Annotated in this window: 18 protein-coding genes; 12 read left to right on the forward strand and 6 right to left on the reverse strand. The window is 64.4% G+C overall.

Annotated features, from left to right (window positions below; all coding sequences use genetic code 11):
* Positions 1 to 5 precede the first annotated feature (5 nt).
* From PMI42_RS16055 to PMI42_RS16065, 3 genes are all read left to right on the forward strand, one after another.
* Positions 6 to 473 (forward strand): MarR family winged helix-turn-helix transcriptional regulator, encoded by a 468-nt coding sequence (locus PMI42_RS16055; RefSeq protein ID WP_008135872.1) that lies wholly within the window; start codon positions 6 to 8, stop codon positions 471 to 473.
* 96 nt (positions 474 to 569) lie between these two features.
* Entirely contained in the window at positions 570 to 938 is a 369-nt protein-coding gene (locus PMI42_RS16060) for a nuclear transport factor 2 family protein (RefSeq protein ID WP_035965844.1), read from the forward strand.
* 2 nt (positions 939 to 940) lie between these two features.
* On the forward strand, positions 941 to 1,384 hold the full coding sequence (locus PMI42_RS16065; RefSeq protein WP_008135876.1) for a hypothetical protein: 444 nt from the start codon (positions 941 to 943) through the stop codon (positions 1,382 to 1,384).
* A gap of 2 nt (positions 1,385 to 1,386) precedes the next feature.
* On the opposite strand, the gene PMI42_RS16070 is transcribed toward PMI42_RS16065, so the two are convergent.
* A complete protein-coding gene (locus PMI42_RS16070; RefSeq protein WP_008135877.1) occupies positions 1,387 to 3,618 on the reverse strand; it encodes an ATP-binding protein in 2,232 nt (743 codons plus the stop codon).
* A gap of 288 nt (positions 3,619 to 3,906) precedes the next feature.
* Here PMI42_RS16070 and PMI42_RS16075 point away from each other — a divergent pair, with 288 nt between their 5' ends.
* Both PMI42_RS16075 and PMI42_RS16080 read left to right on the forward strand, forming a co-directional pair.
* Positions 3,907 to 4,680 carry a DUF2189 domain-containing protein gene (locus PMI42_RS16075; RefSeq protein ID WP_008135880.1) on the forward strand — a complete coding sequence of 258 codons (774 nt, stop codon included), beginning with the start codon at positions 3,907 to 3,909 and terminating at the stop codon, positions 4,678 to 4,680.
* A gap of 354 nt (positions 4,681 to 5,034) precedes the next feature.
* Positions 5,035 to 5,214 carry a hypothetical protein gene (locus PMI42_RS16080; RefSeq protein WP_008135881.1) on the forward strand — a complete coding sequence of 60 codons (180 nt, stop codon included), beginning with the start codon at positions 5,035 to 5,037 and terminating at the stop codon, positions 5,212 to 5,214.
* Positions 5,215 to 5,232: 18 nt separating this feature from the next.
* On the opposite strand, the gene PMI42_RS16085 is transcribed toward PMI42_RS16080, so the two are convergent.
* Genes PMI42_RS16085 through PMI42_RS16095 form a run of 3 tightly spaced genes read right to left on the reverse strand, consistent with a single transcriptional unit; the run spans position 5,233 to position 6,519 of the window.
* On the reverse strand, positions 5,233 to 5,745 hold the full coding sequence (locus PMI42_RS16085; RefSeq protein WP_008135882.1) for an SRPBCC family protein: 513 nt from the start codon (positions 5,743 to 5,745) through the stop codon (positions 5,233 to 5,235).
* On the reverse strand, positions 5,742 to 6,212 hold the full coding sequence (locus PMI42_RS16090) for an SRPBCC family protein (protein ID WP_008135883.1): 471 nt from the start codon (positions 6,210 to 6,212) through the stop codon (positions 5,742 to 5,744). The genes PMI42_RS16085 and PMI42_RS16090 overlap by 4 nt, the downstream gene beginning before the upstream one ends.
* Positions 6,205 to 6,519: an ArsR/SmtB family transcription factor gene (locus PMI42_RS16095; RefSeq protein WP_008135884.1), complete on the reverse strand. Its 315-nt coding sequence runs from the start codon at positions 6,517 to 6,519 to the stop codon at positions 6,205 to 6,207. Before PMI42_RS16095 ends, PMI42_RS16090 begins: the two co-directional genes overlap by 8 nt.
* Before the next feature lie 115 nt (positions 6,520 to 6,634).
* On the opposite strand from PMI42_RS16095, the gene PMI42_RS16100 reads away from it, so the two are divergent.
* The 3 genes from PMI42_RS16100 to PMI42_RS40490 all read left to right on the forward strand — a co-directional run bounded on the left by PMI42_RS16100 (position 6,635) and on the right by PMI42_RS40490 (position 8,309).
* Positions 6,635 to 7,252 carry a LysE family translocator gene (locus PMI42_RS16100; RefSeq protein WP_035965846.1) on the forward strand — a complete coding sequence of 206 codons (618 nt, stop codon included), beginning with the start codon at positions 6,635 to 6,637 and terminating at the stop codon, positions 7,250 to 7,252.
* 74 nt (positions 7,253 to 7,326) lie between these two features.
* Positions 7,327 to 7,767: a DUF3592 domain-containing protein gene (locus tag PMI42_RS40485; RefSeq protein ID WP_240535248.1), complete on the forward strand. Its 441-nt coding sequence runs from the start codon at positions 7,327 to 7,329 to the stop codon at positions 7,765 to 7,767.
* Positions 7,764 to 8,309, forward strand: coding sequence for a DUF3592 domain-containing protein (locus PMI42_RS40490; RefSeq protein ID WP_008135887.1), 546 nt, complete (start codon positions 7,764 to 7,766; stop codon positions 8,307 to 8,309). Before PMI42_RS40485 ends, PMI42_RS40490 begins: the two co-directional genes overlap by 4 nt.
* Here PMI42_RS40490 and PMI42_RS16110 read toward each other — a convergent pair.
* Positions 8,306 to 9,112 (reverse strand): N-formylglutamate amidohydrolase, encoded by an 807-nt coding sequence (locus PMI42_RS16110; protein WP_008135888.1) that lies wholly within the window; start codon positions 9,110 to 9,112, stop codon positions 8,306 to 8,308. The genes PMI42_RS40490 and PMI42_RS16110 overlap by 4 nt on opposite strands.
* Positions 9,113 to 9,201: 89 nt before the next feature.
* Here PMI42_RS16110 and PMI42_RS16115 point away from each other — a divergent pair, with 89 nt between their 5' ends.
* The 3 genes from PMI42_RS16115 to PMI42_RS16125 all read left to right on the forward strand — a co-directional run bounded on the left by PMI42_RS16115 (position 9,202) and on the right by PMI42_RS16125 (position 11,424).
* The gene (locus PMI42_RS16115; RefSeq protein ID WP_008135889.1) at positions 9,202 to 10,113 is read left to right on the forward strand and encodes a transglutaminase family protein; all 912 of its coding nucleotides are present in this window, start codon (positions 9,202 to 9,204) and stop codon (positions 10,111 to 10,113) included.
* Positions 10,114 to 10,929, forward strand: coding sequence for a transglutaminase-like domain-containing protein (locus PMI42_RS16120; RefSeq protein WP_008135891.1), 816 nt, complete (start codon positions 10,114 to 10,116; stop codon positions 10,927 to 10,929).
* Between the two features lie 96 nt (positions 10,930 to 11,025).
* A complete protein-coding gene (locus PMI42_RS16125) occupies positions 11,026 to 11,424 on the forward strand; it encodes a gamma-glutamylcyclotransferase family protein (RefSeq protein WP_008135894.1) in 399 nt (132 codons plus the stop codon).
* Here the strand turns inward: PMI42_RS16125 and PMI42_RS16130 are convergent.
* On the reverse strand, positions 11,421 to 11,984 hold the full coding sequence (locus tag PMI42_RS16130) for a chlorite dismutase family protein (RefSeq protein WP_008135895.1): 564 nt from the start codon (positions 11,982 to 11,984) through the stop codon (positions 11,421 to 11,423). The genes PMI42_RS16125 and PMI42_RS16130 overlap by 4 nt on opposite strands.
* A gap of 322 nt (positions 11,985 to 12,306) precedes the next feature.
* On the opposite strand from PMI42_RS16130, the gene dnaG reads away from it, so the two are divergent.
* Positions 12,307 to 14,343: a DNA primase gene (dnaG, locus tag PMI42_RS16135; protein ID WP_008135896.1), complete on the forward strand. Its 2,037-nt coding sequence runs from the start codon at positions 12,307 to 12,309 to the stop codon at positions 14,341 to 14,343.
* Positions 14,344 to 14,396 lie beyond the last annotated feature (53 nt).

Genomic DNA, 14,396 nt, shown 5'->3' on the forward strand with positions numbered 1-14,396 from the left:
CGACAATGCCAAAGACCTCCCAAGCCGCGGGGCTTCACCGCGCCTCGCTCGACAAGCTGCACGACCTCGATGGGGCGCTGGAGCTGATGTATTACGGCTGGCGCGGGATGACGCTGGACGCCGACGCGTATCTTGCGCAGCAGGGCCTGTCGCGTCCGCACCATCGCATTCTTTACGTCGTGGCGCGCCGACCCGACATCGCGATCGGCGCGCTGATCGAGACCCTCGGTGTTTCCAAGCAGGCCCTGAACCGGCCGCTCAACCTGCTGCTGGAGCGCAAGCTCCTGACTGCGAAGCGGGCGCCCGAGCAGCATCGCTCAAAGCTGTTGCGCCTGACGGAATCCGGACGACGTATCGAGCAAAAGGCATCGGACCGCGAGCGCAAGGTCATGCGCGAGGCATTCGATCGCGTCGGAGGGGAGGGCGCGGCAGCCTGGACGGCCGTCATGAAGGCAATCGCCGACAACAACTGACGAATTCTCAAGTCAATATGATTGACATGAGATGCGGGCTTTGCCATTTTCCCGGCAATGAGCCAGGGAGGGCCGCCTCATGTGCGGACGGAAGCCATGAGTGCGGGGAAGATGCATCGTGCAGCCGCCGAGCGCTTTGTCGCGGCGTGGTGCGCGAGGTGGCGCAAGGTTGATATCGATGCGGTCGTCGCGCATTTCGCCGAGGATGCGCAGATGCGCAGTCCTCTCGCGCTCGAATTGACCGGCTCGCCCACCGTCGCCGGTGCCGAGAACATCCGTGCCTACTGGCGGAAAGCCTATGGCCACATCGAAAGCGCCGACTTGAAGATCCTGAGCTGGAGCTGGGACGAGGCGATCACGCGCCTGACGGTGTGGTGGCAATTGGGCGACACGCGCGCCAGCGAATTCATGGATTTCGACGCTGCCGGTCGCGTGGTGCGCAGCGAAGCCTTTTACGGAAAATAGCGATGCATCTTTCGGATTTCGTCCTGCTTCTCAATACGCTGTGGTTCGTCGGCGCCTTCATCCAGTTCAGCATCGCGCAAGCCAACACGCTGAAGATATTGCTGCCGCGGGAAGAGCGCGGCAATCCGATCGCGCCGACGCTCGCGGCCAGCGTGGCGTTCCTGGGCGGGATGAATCTGCCGATCGGTCTGTTGTCGTTCTATCTTCTGGCCGCGCGTCCGCTCTTCTTCCAGCCGGTCGAGGCGCAGCTCGCGCTCTTCCTGTTCTTTTCTGCCTGCCATTTCAGCCAGTTCGTCTACAACGTTCCCGTGCTGCTGCGCGGCGGACGCGTCGGCGCGGCCTACTGGCCGGTGTTGAAGGGCCCGATGCTCAGGATCTTCGTCATCGATGCCGTCCTGTTCGCGGCCAATCTCGGCGTGGCGCTTCGCCTCGCGTTCACTCCCTAGCGTCAGCGCGACGGCGCCGACAAGGCGGCCCGCAGCATCGCGGCAAGATCCTTCCGCCGGAACGGCTTGGTCAAAACGCGGGCGTCGCCGACGCCGTCGGGCATCTTGACGGGGTTTTGGCTGTAGCCTGAGGTGAAGAGCACCTTGAGTTCCGGCCGCAATTGAATGGCCTGCCTGGCCAGCTCCGGCCCGAACATGCCGCCGGGCATCACGACATCGGTGAACAACAGGTGGATGTCGCCGGGCTGCCGCAACAAATCCAGCGCCGCGGGACCGTTCGACGTCGCGATGATGCGGTAGCCCAGCGCCTTCAGCTCGTTCTCGACATAGGCCCGCACCATGTCGTCGTCTTCGACGACGAGAACGGTTTCGCTGCCATCGAGTGCCGTGATTCGCTCCGCCAGTGGCGGATCCTCGTGCGGCTGCGTGGCAAGGCGGGGAAAGAACAGCCTGATGCTGCTGCCATGTCCCGGCTCGGACTGCATCTGCACCAGGCCGCCGGATTGGCGCACGAACCCGTAGACCATGCTGAGGCCGAGCCCGGTCCCCTTGCCGACCTCCTTGGTGGTGAAGAACGGCTCGAACGCGCGGCCCGCCACCTCGGCGGTCATGCCGCTGCCGGTGTCGGTCACGGCGACCATGACATAGTCGCCCGGCCGCGGCTCGCCGTTGACATCCAGGTCGGATTCGCCGAGCGAAGTGTTGTTCACCACTATCGTCAGCTTGCCGCCGTCGGGCATGGCGTCGCGCGCGTTGAGAACGAGATTGAGCAGGGCCGTTGCCAACTGGCCCGGATCGACGCTGGTCAGCCACAGATCCGCATCGAGCGCCACGGAGCACTCGATGTGCTCGCCCAGGGAACGGCGCAGCAGCGGCTCCATGTCGAGAATCTTTCCGGCGATGTCGATGTCTCGCGGCCGGAGCGGTTGCTTGCGCGCGAAGGCGAGCAGGCTCCGCGTCAGGTCGGCGCCGCGCTCGGCGGCAGTCGCGATGTCGCCGGCGATCCGGTGCAATTCCTTGTTGCCCGCCAGACTGTCGGCGAGATGCTCGGCATTGCCGAGAATGACGGTCAGGAGATTGTTGAAATCGTGCGCCACGCCGCCGGTGAGCTGGCCCATGGCTTCCATCTTCTGGGATTGGCTAAGCTTCTGGTTGAGGTCCGCGATGGCGGCGCGTTGCTGCTGGAGCGACTCCGCGGTGTCGTTGAGCAGCGTCATCAGTCCGCCGAGCTCGCCGCGCGGATGGGGCGGAGCAATTCGCGCGCTGAGATCACCGAGCCCGAGCTTCTTCGCCATCGTGGCGAGCCGTCCGACCTGGCGCCCGACGCTCACTGTCGCAAGTATCCAGACACCCGCCAGCAGCAGCAGCGAGGCCACCGCGAGAATCGCCATGTCTTCGTGCAGCCGGCGGTTCGCCGCGGCGACCAGTCCATCCTTGGACCGTCCGACCAGGATGTAGAGCCCGGCATCGCGGGTCGACGGCGAGCGTGCGGCGACGGCCCAGACATGGGTACGGCCCTCGCGATCGGTCACTTCCTGGAACGCCTTCTGATCGGGCGTCGCAGCAAAGCGCAGGAGTTCGGACCCCGCGATCGACGAGCCGACCGGCTCGCCCCAGCCTCCGCCCGAGGGGGCGACCAGAACCGTGCCCTTGCTGTCGACCAGCAGGATCTCCTTCTCGGCGAGCAGCCGCTTGTCGTGAAACTCGGCGAATTTGCGCAGGTTGAACGACGCGAGCAGGACCAGCTTCAGCGCCCCCGTCTCCGATCGCACCGGATATGCGATCTGGAGCACCGATAGTCCGGTCAGCCGGCCGAACACCGGCTCGATCACCACGCCGCGCGAGACCAGCGCCTGCTTGAAATAGGCGCGATCGCGGAGATCGAGAGTGCGGTCGGTCCGCAGCGAATCGCAGAACAGGCTGCCGTTCGGATCGATGGTCAGTATTCCCGTGAACTGCGGGTATTCCTCGCGCACTTCCGACAGAAATGCCGAGCAGGCCGCCTTGTCGCGGGTGTCGAGGTCACGCGCACGGGCGAGGCCATAGTGCAACTGGGCGGTGCCCTGGATCTTCTCGTCCAGATCGCTGGCAATGTCGTCGGCCGTCGCTGTCAGGTTGGCCAGGGCCGCGTTGATCTCGCTGCTGCGATTTTGCACGAAACGCAAGCCGACGAGGCTCGCCGGCACCAGCATGGCCGCGATGACGAGTATCAGTAACCGGGTACGCAAGCTCATCGGTCGAATGGTCCACTCTGGTCATCGCGTGTGCTGGTTCGAAGGTACAATTTGCGGCACCAGCCTCCGTCCAGTCCATAGGCATCGTGCGGAAAAGCTCCCGATGGGGAAAGATTCTCACGTCGCGCGCGTCACGGATAAGCCGATAGGGCTCGCCGACGAGGCTGTGCCGCGGCTCCCCGGATACCGTCATGCGACAGTCAACTGGCAGGTGCGCAGGGCGACGGAGGACGCTAATATCGAGGTCGCGTGCGACGAAGATCGCGCCGGCAGATGAGGAGGAAGCTGATGTCCATTTCGGGCAAGGTCGATCCGGTGGTGCGTCCCGTCGTGGCGACCGACATCGCCGAGGCGCTGGTCGAGGGCCTGCGCGATTTCCAGGCGCTGCCCCTCTACGGTCTTTGCTTCGGCGGGCTCTACGCCGCCGGCGGCATCGCCATCATGCTCTGCCTCACCGCTTTCGGCATGGTCTATCTGGTCTATCCCCTGGCCGCCGGCTTCGCGCTGATCGGACCGTTCGTGGCGATCGGCCTGTACGAAGTCAGCCGCCGGCGCGAGCGCGGCGAGCCCGTCTCGTTCGGCGCGATCTGGTCGGCGATCCGCGCGCGCAGCGAGATCGGCTGGATGGCCTTCGTCACGCTGTTCGTGTTCGTGGTCTGGATGTACCAGGTGCGGCTCCTGATCGCGCTGTTGCTCGGCCTGCATGCCTCGTTCTCGAGTCTCCAGGAATTCATGACGGTGGTGCTGACGACCAATGAGGGCCTGCTGTTCCTTGCGATCGGCAATGCGGTCGGCGCGGCGCTGTCGCTGATCTTGTTCTCGCTGACCGTGGTGTCGTTCCCGCTGCTGCTCGACCGCGAGGTCGATTTCGTCACGGCGATGGTGACGAGCGTGCGCGCCGTGGTGACAAGTCCGCTGCCGATGATCGGCTGGGCCGCCGTGATCGTGGTGCTGCTGATCGTTTCGGCGCTGCCGTATTTTCTCGGGCTGGTCGTGACGCTGCCGGTGCTCGGACATGCGACGTGGCATCTTTACCGGCGGCTGGTGGTGCCGGTGGCGTAACAGCGAAGCCGCGACGGCCAGGAAGCAGCCAAATACGGGGCTGCGACGGCCCTATTCGGCCGGAGACGGCATCCGGCGCTTCAAATGCGTGGCGCGGGCGAGAAAACGATAGCTAATTGCAGCGATTGCGCGCACGGTGCGCCAATGTCGGAAAGAGCGGTCGTCTCTGCGCACATGCGGCGCCACGACGATCCGCGCGACGTGAAACGGCTCATGTCTCGCGCTGGCGGAGCCGAATCGTCGCGCATATTGCCCATTCCAGCGGGTGAGGCGGACGCGGCAGGTTCATGGCGCGATGCCCGAAAGATTCCACTGCGGTTCGATACGAGATCGAACGCCAACCGAAAGCACCTGATGCAAACGCTCTCCCCACGGCACGTCAAGACAGACGAAGCGCTCCGGCTCGGCGTGGAGTCAGGCTGGTACGCGATCAAGGTCAGCGGGACCTTCGTCTCGGGCCCGCATGCGTCCGAAGGGGATTGCCGCCGCAAGATCGACGAGATTCAACCGCCGCCAGCTAAGAAGAAACACTGAGGGGCCCAATTCCGACCGCTATGGCGTCTTGATCCCCATCGCCTTCAGCGCGTCCAGCATCCGCTGCGGCGGGCCCATCTTCACGGCCAGCGGCTTGCCGGTCTCGAGCACGCTCTTGAGGCTCGACAGGATCGCGGGCCAGCCCTGTCGTCCGCCGGCAAGGATGTCGTCGCTCAGTGGCCGGTCATGGCCTTCGCTCATGGTGAGCCGGACCGCGTCGCCGACCTCCTCGATTTCGTAGGTGACGAGGGTCGGGCCGAGCTTCTCGATCAGGTCTGGCCAGTTGACGTTGAACGTGACCGAGAGCTTTCGCGGTGGATCGTACGCGAGCACCTTGCCGCTGATGTGCAGTGCGCCGTCGGGGGTGCGCACGACGAACGCGCCGCCGAGGCGCGGCTCGACCTCCACGGCGTTGCCGAAGAAATACTTCCGGCTGAATTCGGCCGAGGTCAGCGCCTCCCACACCTTCTCCGGCGTCGCGGCGATGTAGATGGTGTAGACGGTGAGTGGCTTGAACTGATCGAGGTTCATTTTGCGTCGAATCCCTTGTTGAGGGCTGCGCGGGGAATGCCGAGCGGCTTGCCGGTCTCGAGCAGGCTCTTGAGCTGGGACAGGATCGCCGGCCAGCCGTTGGAGACGGCGCCGAGATACTTGCCGCCCTCGACGAAACCGTCATGCAGTACGGTCAAACGCACGAGCGCGCCGAACGGTTCGATCGTGAAGATGACGCGTGAGACCGGCTCGCCGCGCAGCTCCTCGAACTTGTGGTGCTTGAAACTGTAGGACAGGCGATGCGGCGGATCGGACTCGAGGATCTCGCCGGAATCGGTGACCTCGCCATCCAGCAGCAGCGCGAAGGGCGAGCCGACCTTCCAGTCCGATCGCACTTCCGCACCGAACCAGTATTGTCGGGTGAATTGGCTCGACGTCAGCGCCTCCCACAGTTTTTCCGGCGTGGTCTCGATGTAGGTCACGTAGACGAATTGCGGCTTACTCATCGCGCTTCTCCAACTGGCGTTTCAACTCGCCGAGTGCGACGAGCTTGCCGCGCTCGAACTTCCTGATCCAGCGTTCGCCGATCTGGTGGATCGGCACCGGATTGAGATAGTGCAGCTTCTCGCGGCCATGCCTGATGGTCGTGACTAGGTTGGCTTCTTCGAGGATGACAAGGTGCTTTGTCACGGCCTGCCGCGTCATCGCGAGGCCTTCGCAGAGCTCGTTCAGTGTCTGGCCGTTTCTGGCGTGAAGCCTGTCCAGCAGCGACCGTCGTGACGCGTCGGCGAGCGCTTTGAAGACCTCATCCATGGCGGCGATGATATGCAACCAAATGGTTGCGTGTCAAGACAAGGTCGTGACTTCCGTTCCCGCCCTCGCCGTGCATTAATGTCCCCGAACCGCTTTCAGCCGAGCCCCTCCCATGATGTCCATGCAAGCCTATTTCGCCTTCGTCGCCGCCTGCATTGCGCTGGCGCTGCTGCCGGGACCGATCGTGACTCTCGTCATCGCCAACGGCCTGCGCCATGGCACGCGTGCGGCGCTGACCAATATTCTCGGCGTGCAGGTGGGGCTGCTGATCGTGATTGGCATCCTGGCGGTGGGCCTCACCTCGCTCATGGCGACCATGGGCTATTGGTTCAACTGGGTGCGTTTTGCGGGCGCTGCCTATCTGGTCTGGCTCGGCATCAAGCTGATCCGCTCTCCGGTTGAGGGCGTCGACGCCGACGCGCCACCGCCTCCCCCTCGCGGCGGCTTCCTTTTGCAGGGCTTTGTCGTGGCGTTGTCGAACCCGAAATTGCTGGTTTTCTTCGGCGCGTTCATTCCGCAATTCATGGACATGAGCAAGGATCACCTGTCGCAGGTCCTGGTGCTCGGAATCACCTTCATGGTGCTTGCCGGCCTGACGGACGGGATCTACGCGCTGCTTGCCGGCCAGGCCCGCGGCTTTTTCTCGGCGCGCCGCACCCGCATGGTGTCGCGCGTGTCGGGCGGCTTCATGATCGGCGGTGGCATCTGGCTGGCGCTGATCCGGGCCAAATGAGCCGATAGCGCGGTTGAACCTGCGTCCGCAGCGGTGCGTCCAAGGAAGCATTGCCGCTGACGAAGGACTTTGCCGTGCCGAATTTGCCTCCGCTGGTCTACGCGATGCTGCTTGCGCCGCTCGCGCTGATCCTGGTCGCCGCGATCGTCAAGACCTGGCAGGCACGCGAGGCGCGGAGCTGGCCGCAGACGCCGGGCAAGGTCGTCACGTCAATCGCGGAACTGCGCGAGGTCAGGGTGTCCGATGACGAGCGCGAAGGCGGCTATCGCATGGAGAGCCGCAACTTCGCCAACGTCACCTACGAATATTCGGTCGGCGGTCGCAAGCTGCGCTGCAATCGCATCTCGATCGGCGAGGATCTCGGCAATTTCCAGGTCGCCGAGAAGCTCGCGAAATACCCGGCCGGCAGCATCGTCACCGTCTACTACAATCCGCGCCATCCCGAGCAGGCGGTGCTGGAGCGTGATCTGCCCAAGGGCCTGTGGGGCTGCCTCGGATCGGCTCGGTCATTGTGATCGCCATCGTCTTCGGCTCGGCCTTCGGCCTCAACCAGAGTTACCAATACCTCGCCCATCATGTGGCCCGGCCCGATCTTGCGGGGCTCGTCGTCGGCTTCGGCGCATTCGGTCTCGTCATCGCGCTGATGGCGTGGGCGGTGCAGCGGCAGGCCTCGATGGCGACGCGCTGGCCGGTGGTGCCGGGCACGATCAAGCTGTCGGGCATCGAGGAATATCACCAGGCCAGCGAGCCCGGCGAGCGCCGCGGTGTCGAGATGTTCGGCAAGCGCGTGACCTATACCTATCGCTATCAGAACGTCAGCTACACCAACGAATGCGCGCGCGTCGCAACGGAAACGCCGTCGGCCTCCGATGAGATGCTGCGCAAGCTGATGTCACGCTATCAGGACGGCGCCACCGTGGAGGTTCGCGTCAATCCCGACAACCCGGCCGAGGCAACGCTCGACGCCCGCGGCGACGGCCGCATCGCTTACGTGCTGTGGGGTATCGCGGCGATTTTTGCCGCGCTGGCGCTGTTCGTTGCAACGCGCGGCGGTTAGTCGACCAGCCTCTGTGCCCGCAGCTCCACCTCGATCTCCGCAAAGATTCTTGCCAGCCGCTCGGCCCATTGTTGCTGGCCGGACTGGTCGGCGATCAGATCCTGGCGGATCTCGATACCGGTGTTGACGAGGCCGCGGGCTTCGCCGTGCACGGGGATGGTGTAGTCGGTGAGGTCGTTCACGGCATAGGGCTCGTTGTCGCCGACGACGAGATCGCTCTCGGCGCGCAAGTGCTTCAGCAGCAGCTGCGGCAGCACCTTGTCGCGGTTGTAGAGTGCGCCGATGTGCCAGGGCCGCGCGACGCCGGCATAAACCGGCGTGAAGCTGTGCAGCGACACCAGCACGGTCGGCCGCTCGTCGTGCAAACGTTCGTTGATCGCGCCGTTGATGCGGTGATGGTATGGCTCGAAGATCTCGCGCCGTCGCGCCTCGCGCTCATGCTCCGAAAGGCCCTCGTTGCGCGGGATCGCCGTCGCTTCGGAAATCACGGGGATCGAGCTGACGGCGCCCGGCGGGCGGTTGCAGTCGATCACGAGCCGCGAATAGCGCTGCGCGATCAGGTGTGCGTCGAGCATTTTCGCCAGCCGCTCGGCAACGCCGGCAATGCCAATGTCCCAGGCGATGTGCCTGACAAGCTCGGTCTCGGCAACCCCGAGATCGCCGAGCGCGCGTGGCAAAATCCGCCCGTAATGATCCGAGGTGAGCAGAAAGGGCGATGTCCCCGCCGCATTCACCTCATGCACTGGTGGAATGTCACCTTCGCTGAGGAGTTGATCGGTCGCATTAGCTGTGTCTAAAGCCATCCAGATTGCCTACGGAAAGAGCAGTCACCCCTAGAATTGGGCAGAATCGCTATAGATTGATCCGCCCAAAGCCACCATGATGTCTCACGATGCCGCTGCTCACGATTCATCACAAGACCGAATATCGTTACAACCGCCCCGTGGCGTTCGGCGAACACAAGATCATGCTGCGTCCGCGCGACGGGCACGATCTGCGCGTGCTCGACTCCAGGCTTGATATCTCGCCCACGCCGATGTCGCTGCACTGGATTCACGACGTGTTCGGCAATTCGGTCGCGATCGCCAATTTCGACGAACGTGCGGAGACGCTGACCTTCGACTGGCATGTCACCGTCGAGCACAACCCGGTGGAGGAATTCGCGCTCACGCCGGACGATCCCGCCTACTTCTATCCCTTCGTCTACGACGACGAGGAATTCCCCGATCTCGTCCAGTACATCACGCCGCAATACACCGATCCCGACGGCGAGATCGCGGAGTGGGCGCGCGGCTTCCTCGATGACGATGCGCCGTCGCCGACCTTCAAGATCCTGACCCGCATCACGCACGGCATCCGCAAGCAGTTCAAATACCGCAAGCGCCATGAGCCAGGCACCCAGCATCCGCTCGATACTTTGCAGTCGGGCAGTGGAACTTGTCGGGACTATGCGCTGTTTATGATCGAGGCGTTGCGCAATCTCGGTATCGCTGCCCGATTTGTCTCCGGCTACATCTTCGTGCCGGAGGATATCGAGCAGCGCCATGTCGGCGGTGGATCGACGCATGCGTGGGTGCAGGTCTATCTGCCAAGCGCGGGCTGGATCGAGTTCGATCCGACCAACGGCATCGTCGGCACCCGCGATCTCATTCGTGTCGCGGTCGCCCGCGATCCGCGCCAGGCGATACCGCTGCACGGCGTCTATATCGGCTCCGGCGATGCCTTCGAAGCCATGGACGTGAATATCAGGGTGGTCTCGGACGACCAGCAGAGCGACGAAGAGATGGAGGCAGAAGTCTTATAGATGGAAATCAGGGTCGGCTTCGAGATTACCTACGCGGCAGCGCAGCCGACACCGATGGTGATCATGCTCAACATCCACCCCTCGCGGCAGGCCGACATCATCGGCAAGGAGACGGTGGTCGCGGAGCCCGACGTGCCCATCCGCTTCTATCATGACAGCTTTGGCAATGTGTGCGGCCGCCTCGTCGCGCCGGCCGGCGGTGTGACGCTGAAGGGCCGCGCGCTGGTTCGCGATACCGGCCAGCCCGACGAGGTCATGCCGACCGCGCAGCAGCTCCCGATCGAGCAACTGCCGAACGAGCTGATGCTCTATCTGATGCCGAGCCGCTATTGCGAGACCGACAAGCTCACCGACATCGCATGGTCGCTGTTCGCCAAGACGGAGCCCGGCTGGAAACGGGTCGCCGCCATCACCGAGTTCGTGCACAAGCATGTCACCTTCGGCTACGAGCACGCGCACCACATGAAATCGGCGCATGATGTCTACGAGCAGAAGACCGGCGTCTGCCGCGACTTCGCGCATCTGGCGCTCGCTTTCTGCCGCTGCATGGGCATCCCCGCGCGCTATTGCACCGGCTATATGGGCGACATCGGCATTCCGCCGGATCCGGCGCCGATGGATTTTTCCGGCTGGTTTCAGGTCTGGCTCTCGGGCAAATGGTTCACCTTCGACGCCCGCCACAACATTCCGCGCAGGGGCCGCATCCTGATGGGCACCGGCCGCGACGCCGCCGACGTCGCGCTCTCGACCAGCTTTGGCCGGATGGAGCTGAAGAAGTTCGTGGTGGTGAGCGACGAGGTGGTGAAGGCGGCGTGAGCCGTTGCTCCACGTTCGTCGCACCAGCGCAAACTTGCTTCGCAATTTTGTCGCGGGCTCCTCGCAATGACGGCGTTGTGAGTTTATAGAGCCGCCATGACCTCCGATCGTCTCTTCGTCTATGGCACCCTGATGCGTGGCTTCGACCATCCGATGGCGCGGCTGCTGGCCGGCCATGCGGAATTCCTGGGTGAAGCGACCTGCCGCGGCCGGCTCGTTCTCGTGAAGCATTATCCGGGACTGCTGCTGTCGGACACCGCCTCCGACATCGTCCACGGCGAGCTCTTTCGCCTCCGTGTGCCCGACGAGCTGCTGGGCGAGCTCGACATGTACGAGGCCTGCGGCGACGGCTTTCCGGAGCCCACCGAATATCTGCGCCAGTTGATCGACGTGACGCGCGCGGACGGTGTTGCCGAGAAGGCATGGACCTACGTCTATAACTGGCCCGTCACCGATCTGCCGCGCATCGAGTCAGGCCGCTTCCTCGATCACTAGGCCGACAGCACCTCCTTCACGACACGCACGTCGACCTCGTGCTCGACAAAGGTCCATTCTTCCGTTCGCCTGAGCATCCCCACCAGCTCCTCGAACCGCGAGGCATCAGCGGGCGCGAATTCGAACCAGGTCAGGAAGTCGAAGGGGCCGCCGAGGTCGCGGCAGTGATAGAGTTGCCGGGCGATGGCGGGCAGAAAGCGCAGACTGCTGGCGATGTGGTGCGACCTGTCCTCGAAGATTTTTCGGCGCTCTTCCTGGGTCAGATCCCACCAGGCCTGCGACTTGCGGATCGGGATCAGCGCGGCGGAGGTCGCCTCGAGCCGGCCGAGCCCGGCCTGCACGGCGACGAGCTGTTGCTTCTCCGCGCGCTCGGTGTAGCGCAAGCTGCTGGCAACGCCGACCAGCCGCCACGCGTTGCGCGAGGGCACCAGCGGCAACGAGATGGCCTCGCTGTCGGTGACCGACAGCGCAGGCATGAAGGGCAGGGGCTCGCCCGTCACGGGTGAAATCGAGGTCACGCGCCAGCCCCCGCTCTGGCCGCCCCGAAAGGTCCTGAACATGGGGGTATGGAAGCGTGGAACCGGGCCGGGTTCAAGCTTTTCCCGTCATTCCGGTCCCATCCGTTCCGTCATCCTGAGGTGCGAGTGGCGCGATGCGCAGCATCGCGCCGGGAGCCTCGAAGGATGAACGGCCCCGATGCAGCTACCGGCCGGGCCGTCGCCCTGAGGTGCCCGCCGAAGAGGCGGGCACCTCAGGGTGACGGGACCCGGAGAGGCCTGTGAACAGCGCGTATAATCCTGACAAACCTGACTTTTAGGTCGGCCGCACCTATATCCCTGATCCTTCGCCCCGACTCACCCTGGTTCGCGCTACACACATCCCATGCGCTTCACGCCCCAATTCCTCGACGAACTGCGTGCCCGGCTTTCGGTCTCCGAAGTCGTGGGCAAGCGCGTCAAGCTGAAGAAGGCGGGGCGGGAGTGGAAGGGGCTGTCGCCGTTCCAGCAGGAGAAGACGCCGTCCTTCTACGTCAACGACCAGAAGGGTTTTTACCACGACTTCTCCTCGGGCAAGCACGGCGACATCATCAATTTCGTGATGGAGACCGACGGCCTGCCGTTCGCGGAAGCCGTCGAGCGGCTCGCCAACATGGCGGGGCTGGCGCTGCCGGCGGTGACGCCCAATGCCGCGCGCGAGGAGCAACGGCGCCGCTCGCTGCATGACGTCATGGACCTCGCCGCAAAGTATTTTGCGGAGACCCTGGCCTCGCGCCTCGGCGCCAAGGCGCGCGGCTATCTCGCCGACCGCGCCATCTCGCCGGCGACGCAATTGCAGTTCCGCCTCGGCTATGCCTCGCCCGATCGCTTCGCACTGAAGGAGCATCTCGGCAAGCTCGGCGTTTCCGTCGAGGACATGGTCGAGACCGGTCTCTTGATCGGCGGCGACGACATCCCCGTGCCCTATGACCGCTTCCGCGATCGCGTGATGTTTCCGATCACCGATTTGCGCGGCCGCGTCATCGCCTTCGGCGGGCGCGCGCTGGAGAAGGACGTTCCGGCCAAATATTTGAATTCGCCGGAGACGCCGCTCTTTCACAAGGGCGACAATCTCTACAACCACCAGACCGCGCGCAAAGCTACCCATGACGGGGCATCGCTGGTCGTGGTGGAAGGCTATGTCGACGTCATCGCCATGGTCACCGCGGGCTTTGCAGGCAGCGTCGCGCCGCTCGGTACCGCGCTCACCGAAAACCAGCTCCAACTGCTCTGGAAGATGGTGGACGAGCCGATCCTCTGCTTCGATGGCGACCGCGCCGGCCAGAAGGCGGCGTATCGTGCTGCGGACCTTGCCTTGCCGTTTCTCGCGCCCGGCAAGAGCCTGCGCTTCGCACTGCTGCCGGAAGGGCAGGACCCCGACGATCTCGTGCGCTCCGGCGGGCGCGGCGCGATCGAGGACGTGATCGCGGCGGCAAAGCCCCTCGCCGACATGATCTGGTCGCGCGAGCTCGAAGGCGGCAATTTTGCCACGCCCGAGCGCCGCGCCGCGCTGGAAGCGCGCATCAAGGAGCTCACGAACGGTATCCGCGACGAGGTGGTGCGGCGCTATTATCGCGACGAATTCGTCGAACGGCTTCGGCGCACCTTCGCGCCCGAGGGCGGCCGCGGCGGCTTTTCCGGCAGGGGCAATTTCCAAGGCAGCTTCCAAGGCAGCTTCCAGGGCAATTCCGGCCGCTCCTTCCAGCCCCGTGGCGGCGGGCAGGCGAATCGATTCGGGGGGCAGGGATTCGGTGGCCAGGGGCGGCGAGGGGCCCCGGGTCCCACCCTGATTCCGTCGGGCCCCTACCAGGCGGCGAGCCCCCAACTGGCGTCCAGCCCGATCATGAAGGGCCAGCGCGGCGCCATCTCCCGCCGGGAGGCCCTGATCCTGCAAATCCTGATCAACCACCCGTGGCTGCTGCATGACCACCTCGAAGAAGCGGCGGCGCTGGAGTTCGTCCACTCCGACGTCCACAAGCTCCGGGCCGCCATCATCGCCGCCTTCGCCAATGACCATCACCACTCACCGGACCCCGAGGAGCAGGCCGAGAAGATGCGCTCCGATCTCGAGAAGGGCGGATTTACTCCGTTACTTCAAAGGGTTGAGAATGGTATTACCACCGCGGCGGTATGGGGGGCCCGCGAGGGTGCCGCCCGGGACGACGTTCTCTCCACCTGGCACCAGCTCGTTGCCTTGCATCGTCAGTACCATTCACTACTTAGAGAGCTGAAGGACGCCGAGCTGGCCTTGGGGGAGGACCCCAGCGAGGCGAATTTGGCGTGGCTGCGTGACGTGAAGGCTCGGTTGGCCGAGGTCGACGGCACCGAGGCCCTGATCGAGGGTTTTGGCGAGCTGTCGGGCCGGTTCCAGAAGAGCGTGTGATGAAAGAATCATGCGGACGGCCGGGGCCGGAACCGCTAAAAGACTCGCCAAAT

The sequence above is a fragment of the Bradyrhizobium sp. YR681 genome (assembly GCF_000282615.1).
In the GTDB taxonomy this organism is placed as follows: domain Bacteria; phylum Pseudomonadota; class Alphaproteobacteria; order Rhizobiales; family Xanthobacteraceae; genus Bradyrhizobium.

Coding starts and splice junctions, on each gene's coding strand:
- PMI42_RS16055 (WP_008135872.1), top strand. CDS start 6: ATGCCAAAGACCTCCCAAGCCGCGGGGCTTCACCGCGCCTCGCTCGAC.
- PMI42_RS16060 (WP_035965844.1), top strand. CDS start 570: ATGAGTGCGGGGAAGATGCATCGTGCAGCCGCCGAGCGCTTTGTCGCG.
- PMI42_RS16065 (WP_008135876.1), top strand. CDS start 941: ATGCATCTTTCGGATTTCGTCCTGCTTCTCAATACGCTGTGGTTCGTC.
- PMI42_RS16070 (WP_008135877.1), bottom strand. CDS start 3,618: ATGAGCTTGCGTACCCGGTTACTGATACTCGTCATCGCGGCCATGCTG.
- PMI42_RS16075 (WP_008135880.1), top strand. CDS start 3,907: ATGTCCATTTCGGGCAAGGTCGATCCGGTGGTGCGTCCCGTCGTGGCG.
- PMI42_RS16080 (WP_008135881.1), top strand. CDS start 5,035: ATGCAAACGCTCTCCCCACGGCACGTCAAGACAGACGAAGCGCTCCGG.
- PMI42_RS16085 (WP_008135882.1), bottom strand. CDS start 5,745: ATGAACCTCGATCAGTTCAAGCCACTCACCGTCTACACCATCTACATC.
- PMI42_RS16090 (WP_008135883.1), bottom strand. CDS start 6,212: ATGAGTAAGCCGCAATTCGTCTACGTGACCTACATCGAGACCACGCCG.
- PMI42_RS16095 (WP_008135884.1), bottom strand. CDS start 6,519: ATGGATGAGGTCTTCAAAGCGCTCGCCGACGCGTCACGACGGTCGCTG.
- PMI42_RS16100 (WP_035965846.1), top strand. CDS start 6,635: ATGTCCATGCAAGCCTATTTCGCCTTCGTCGCCGCCTGCATTGCGCTG.
- PMI42_RS16110 (WP_008135888.1), bottom strand. CDS start 9,112: ATGGCTTTAGACACAGCTAATGCGACCGATCAACTCCTCAGCGAAGGT.
- PMI42_RS16115 (WP_008135889.1), top strand. CDS start 9,202: ATGCCGCTGCTCACGATTCATCACAAGACCGAATATCGTTACAACCGC.
- PMI42_RS16120 (WP_008135891.1), top strand. CDS start 10,114: ATGGAAATCAGGGTCGGCTTCGAGATTACCTACGCGGCAGCGCAGCCG.
- PMI42_RS16125 (WP_008135894.1), top strand. CDS start 11,026: ATGACCTCCGATCGTCTCTTCGTCTATGGCACCCTGATGCGTGGCTTC.
- PMI42_RS16130 (WP_008135895.1), bottom strand. CDS start 11,984: ATGTTCAGGACCTTTCGGGGCGGCCAGAGCGGGGGCTGGCGCGTGACC.
- dnaG (WP_008135896.1), top strand. CDS start 12,307: ATGCGCTTCACGCCCCAATTCCTCGACGAACTGCGTGCCCGGCTTTCG.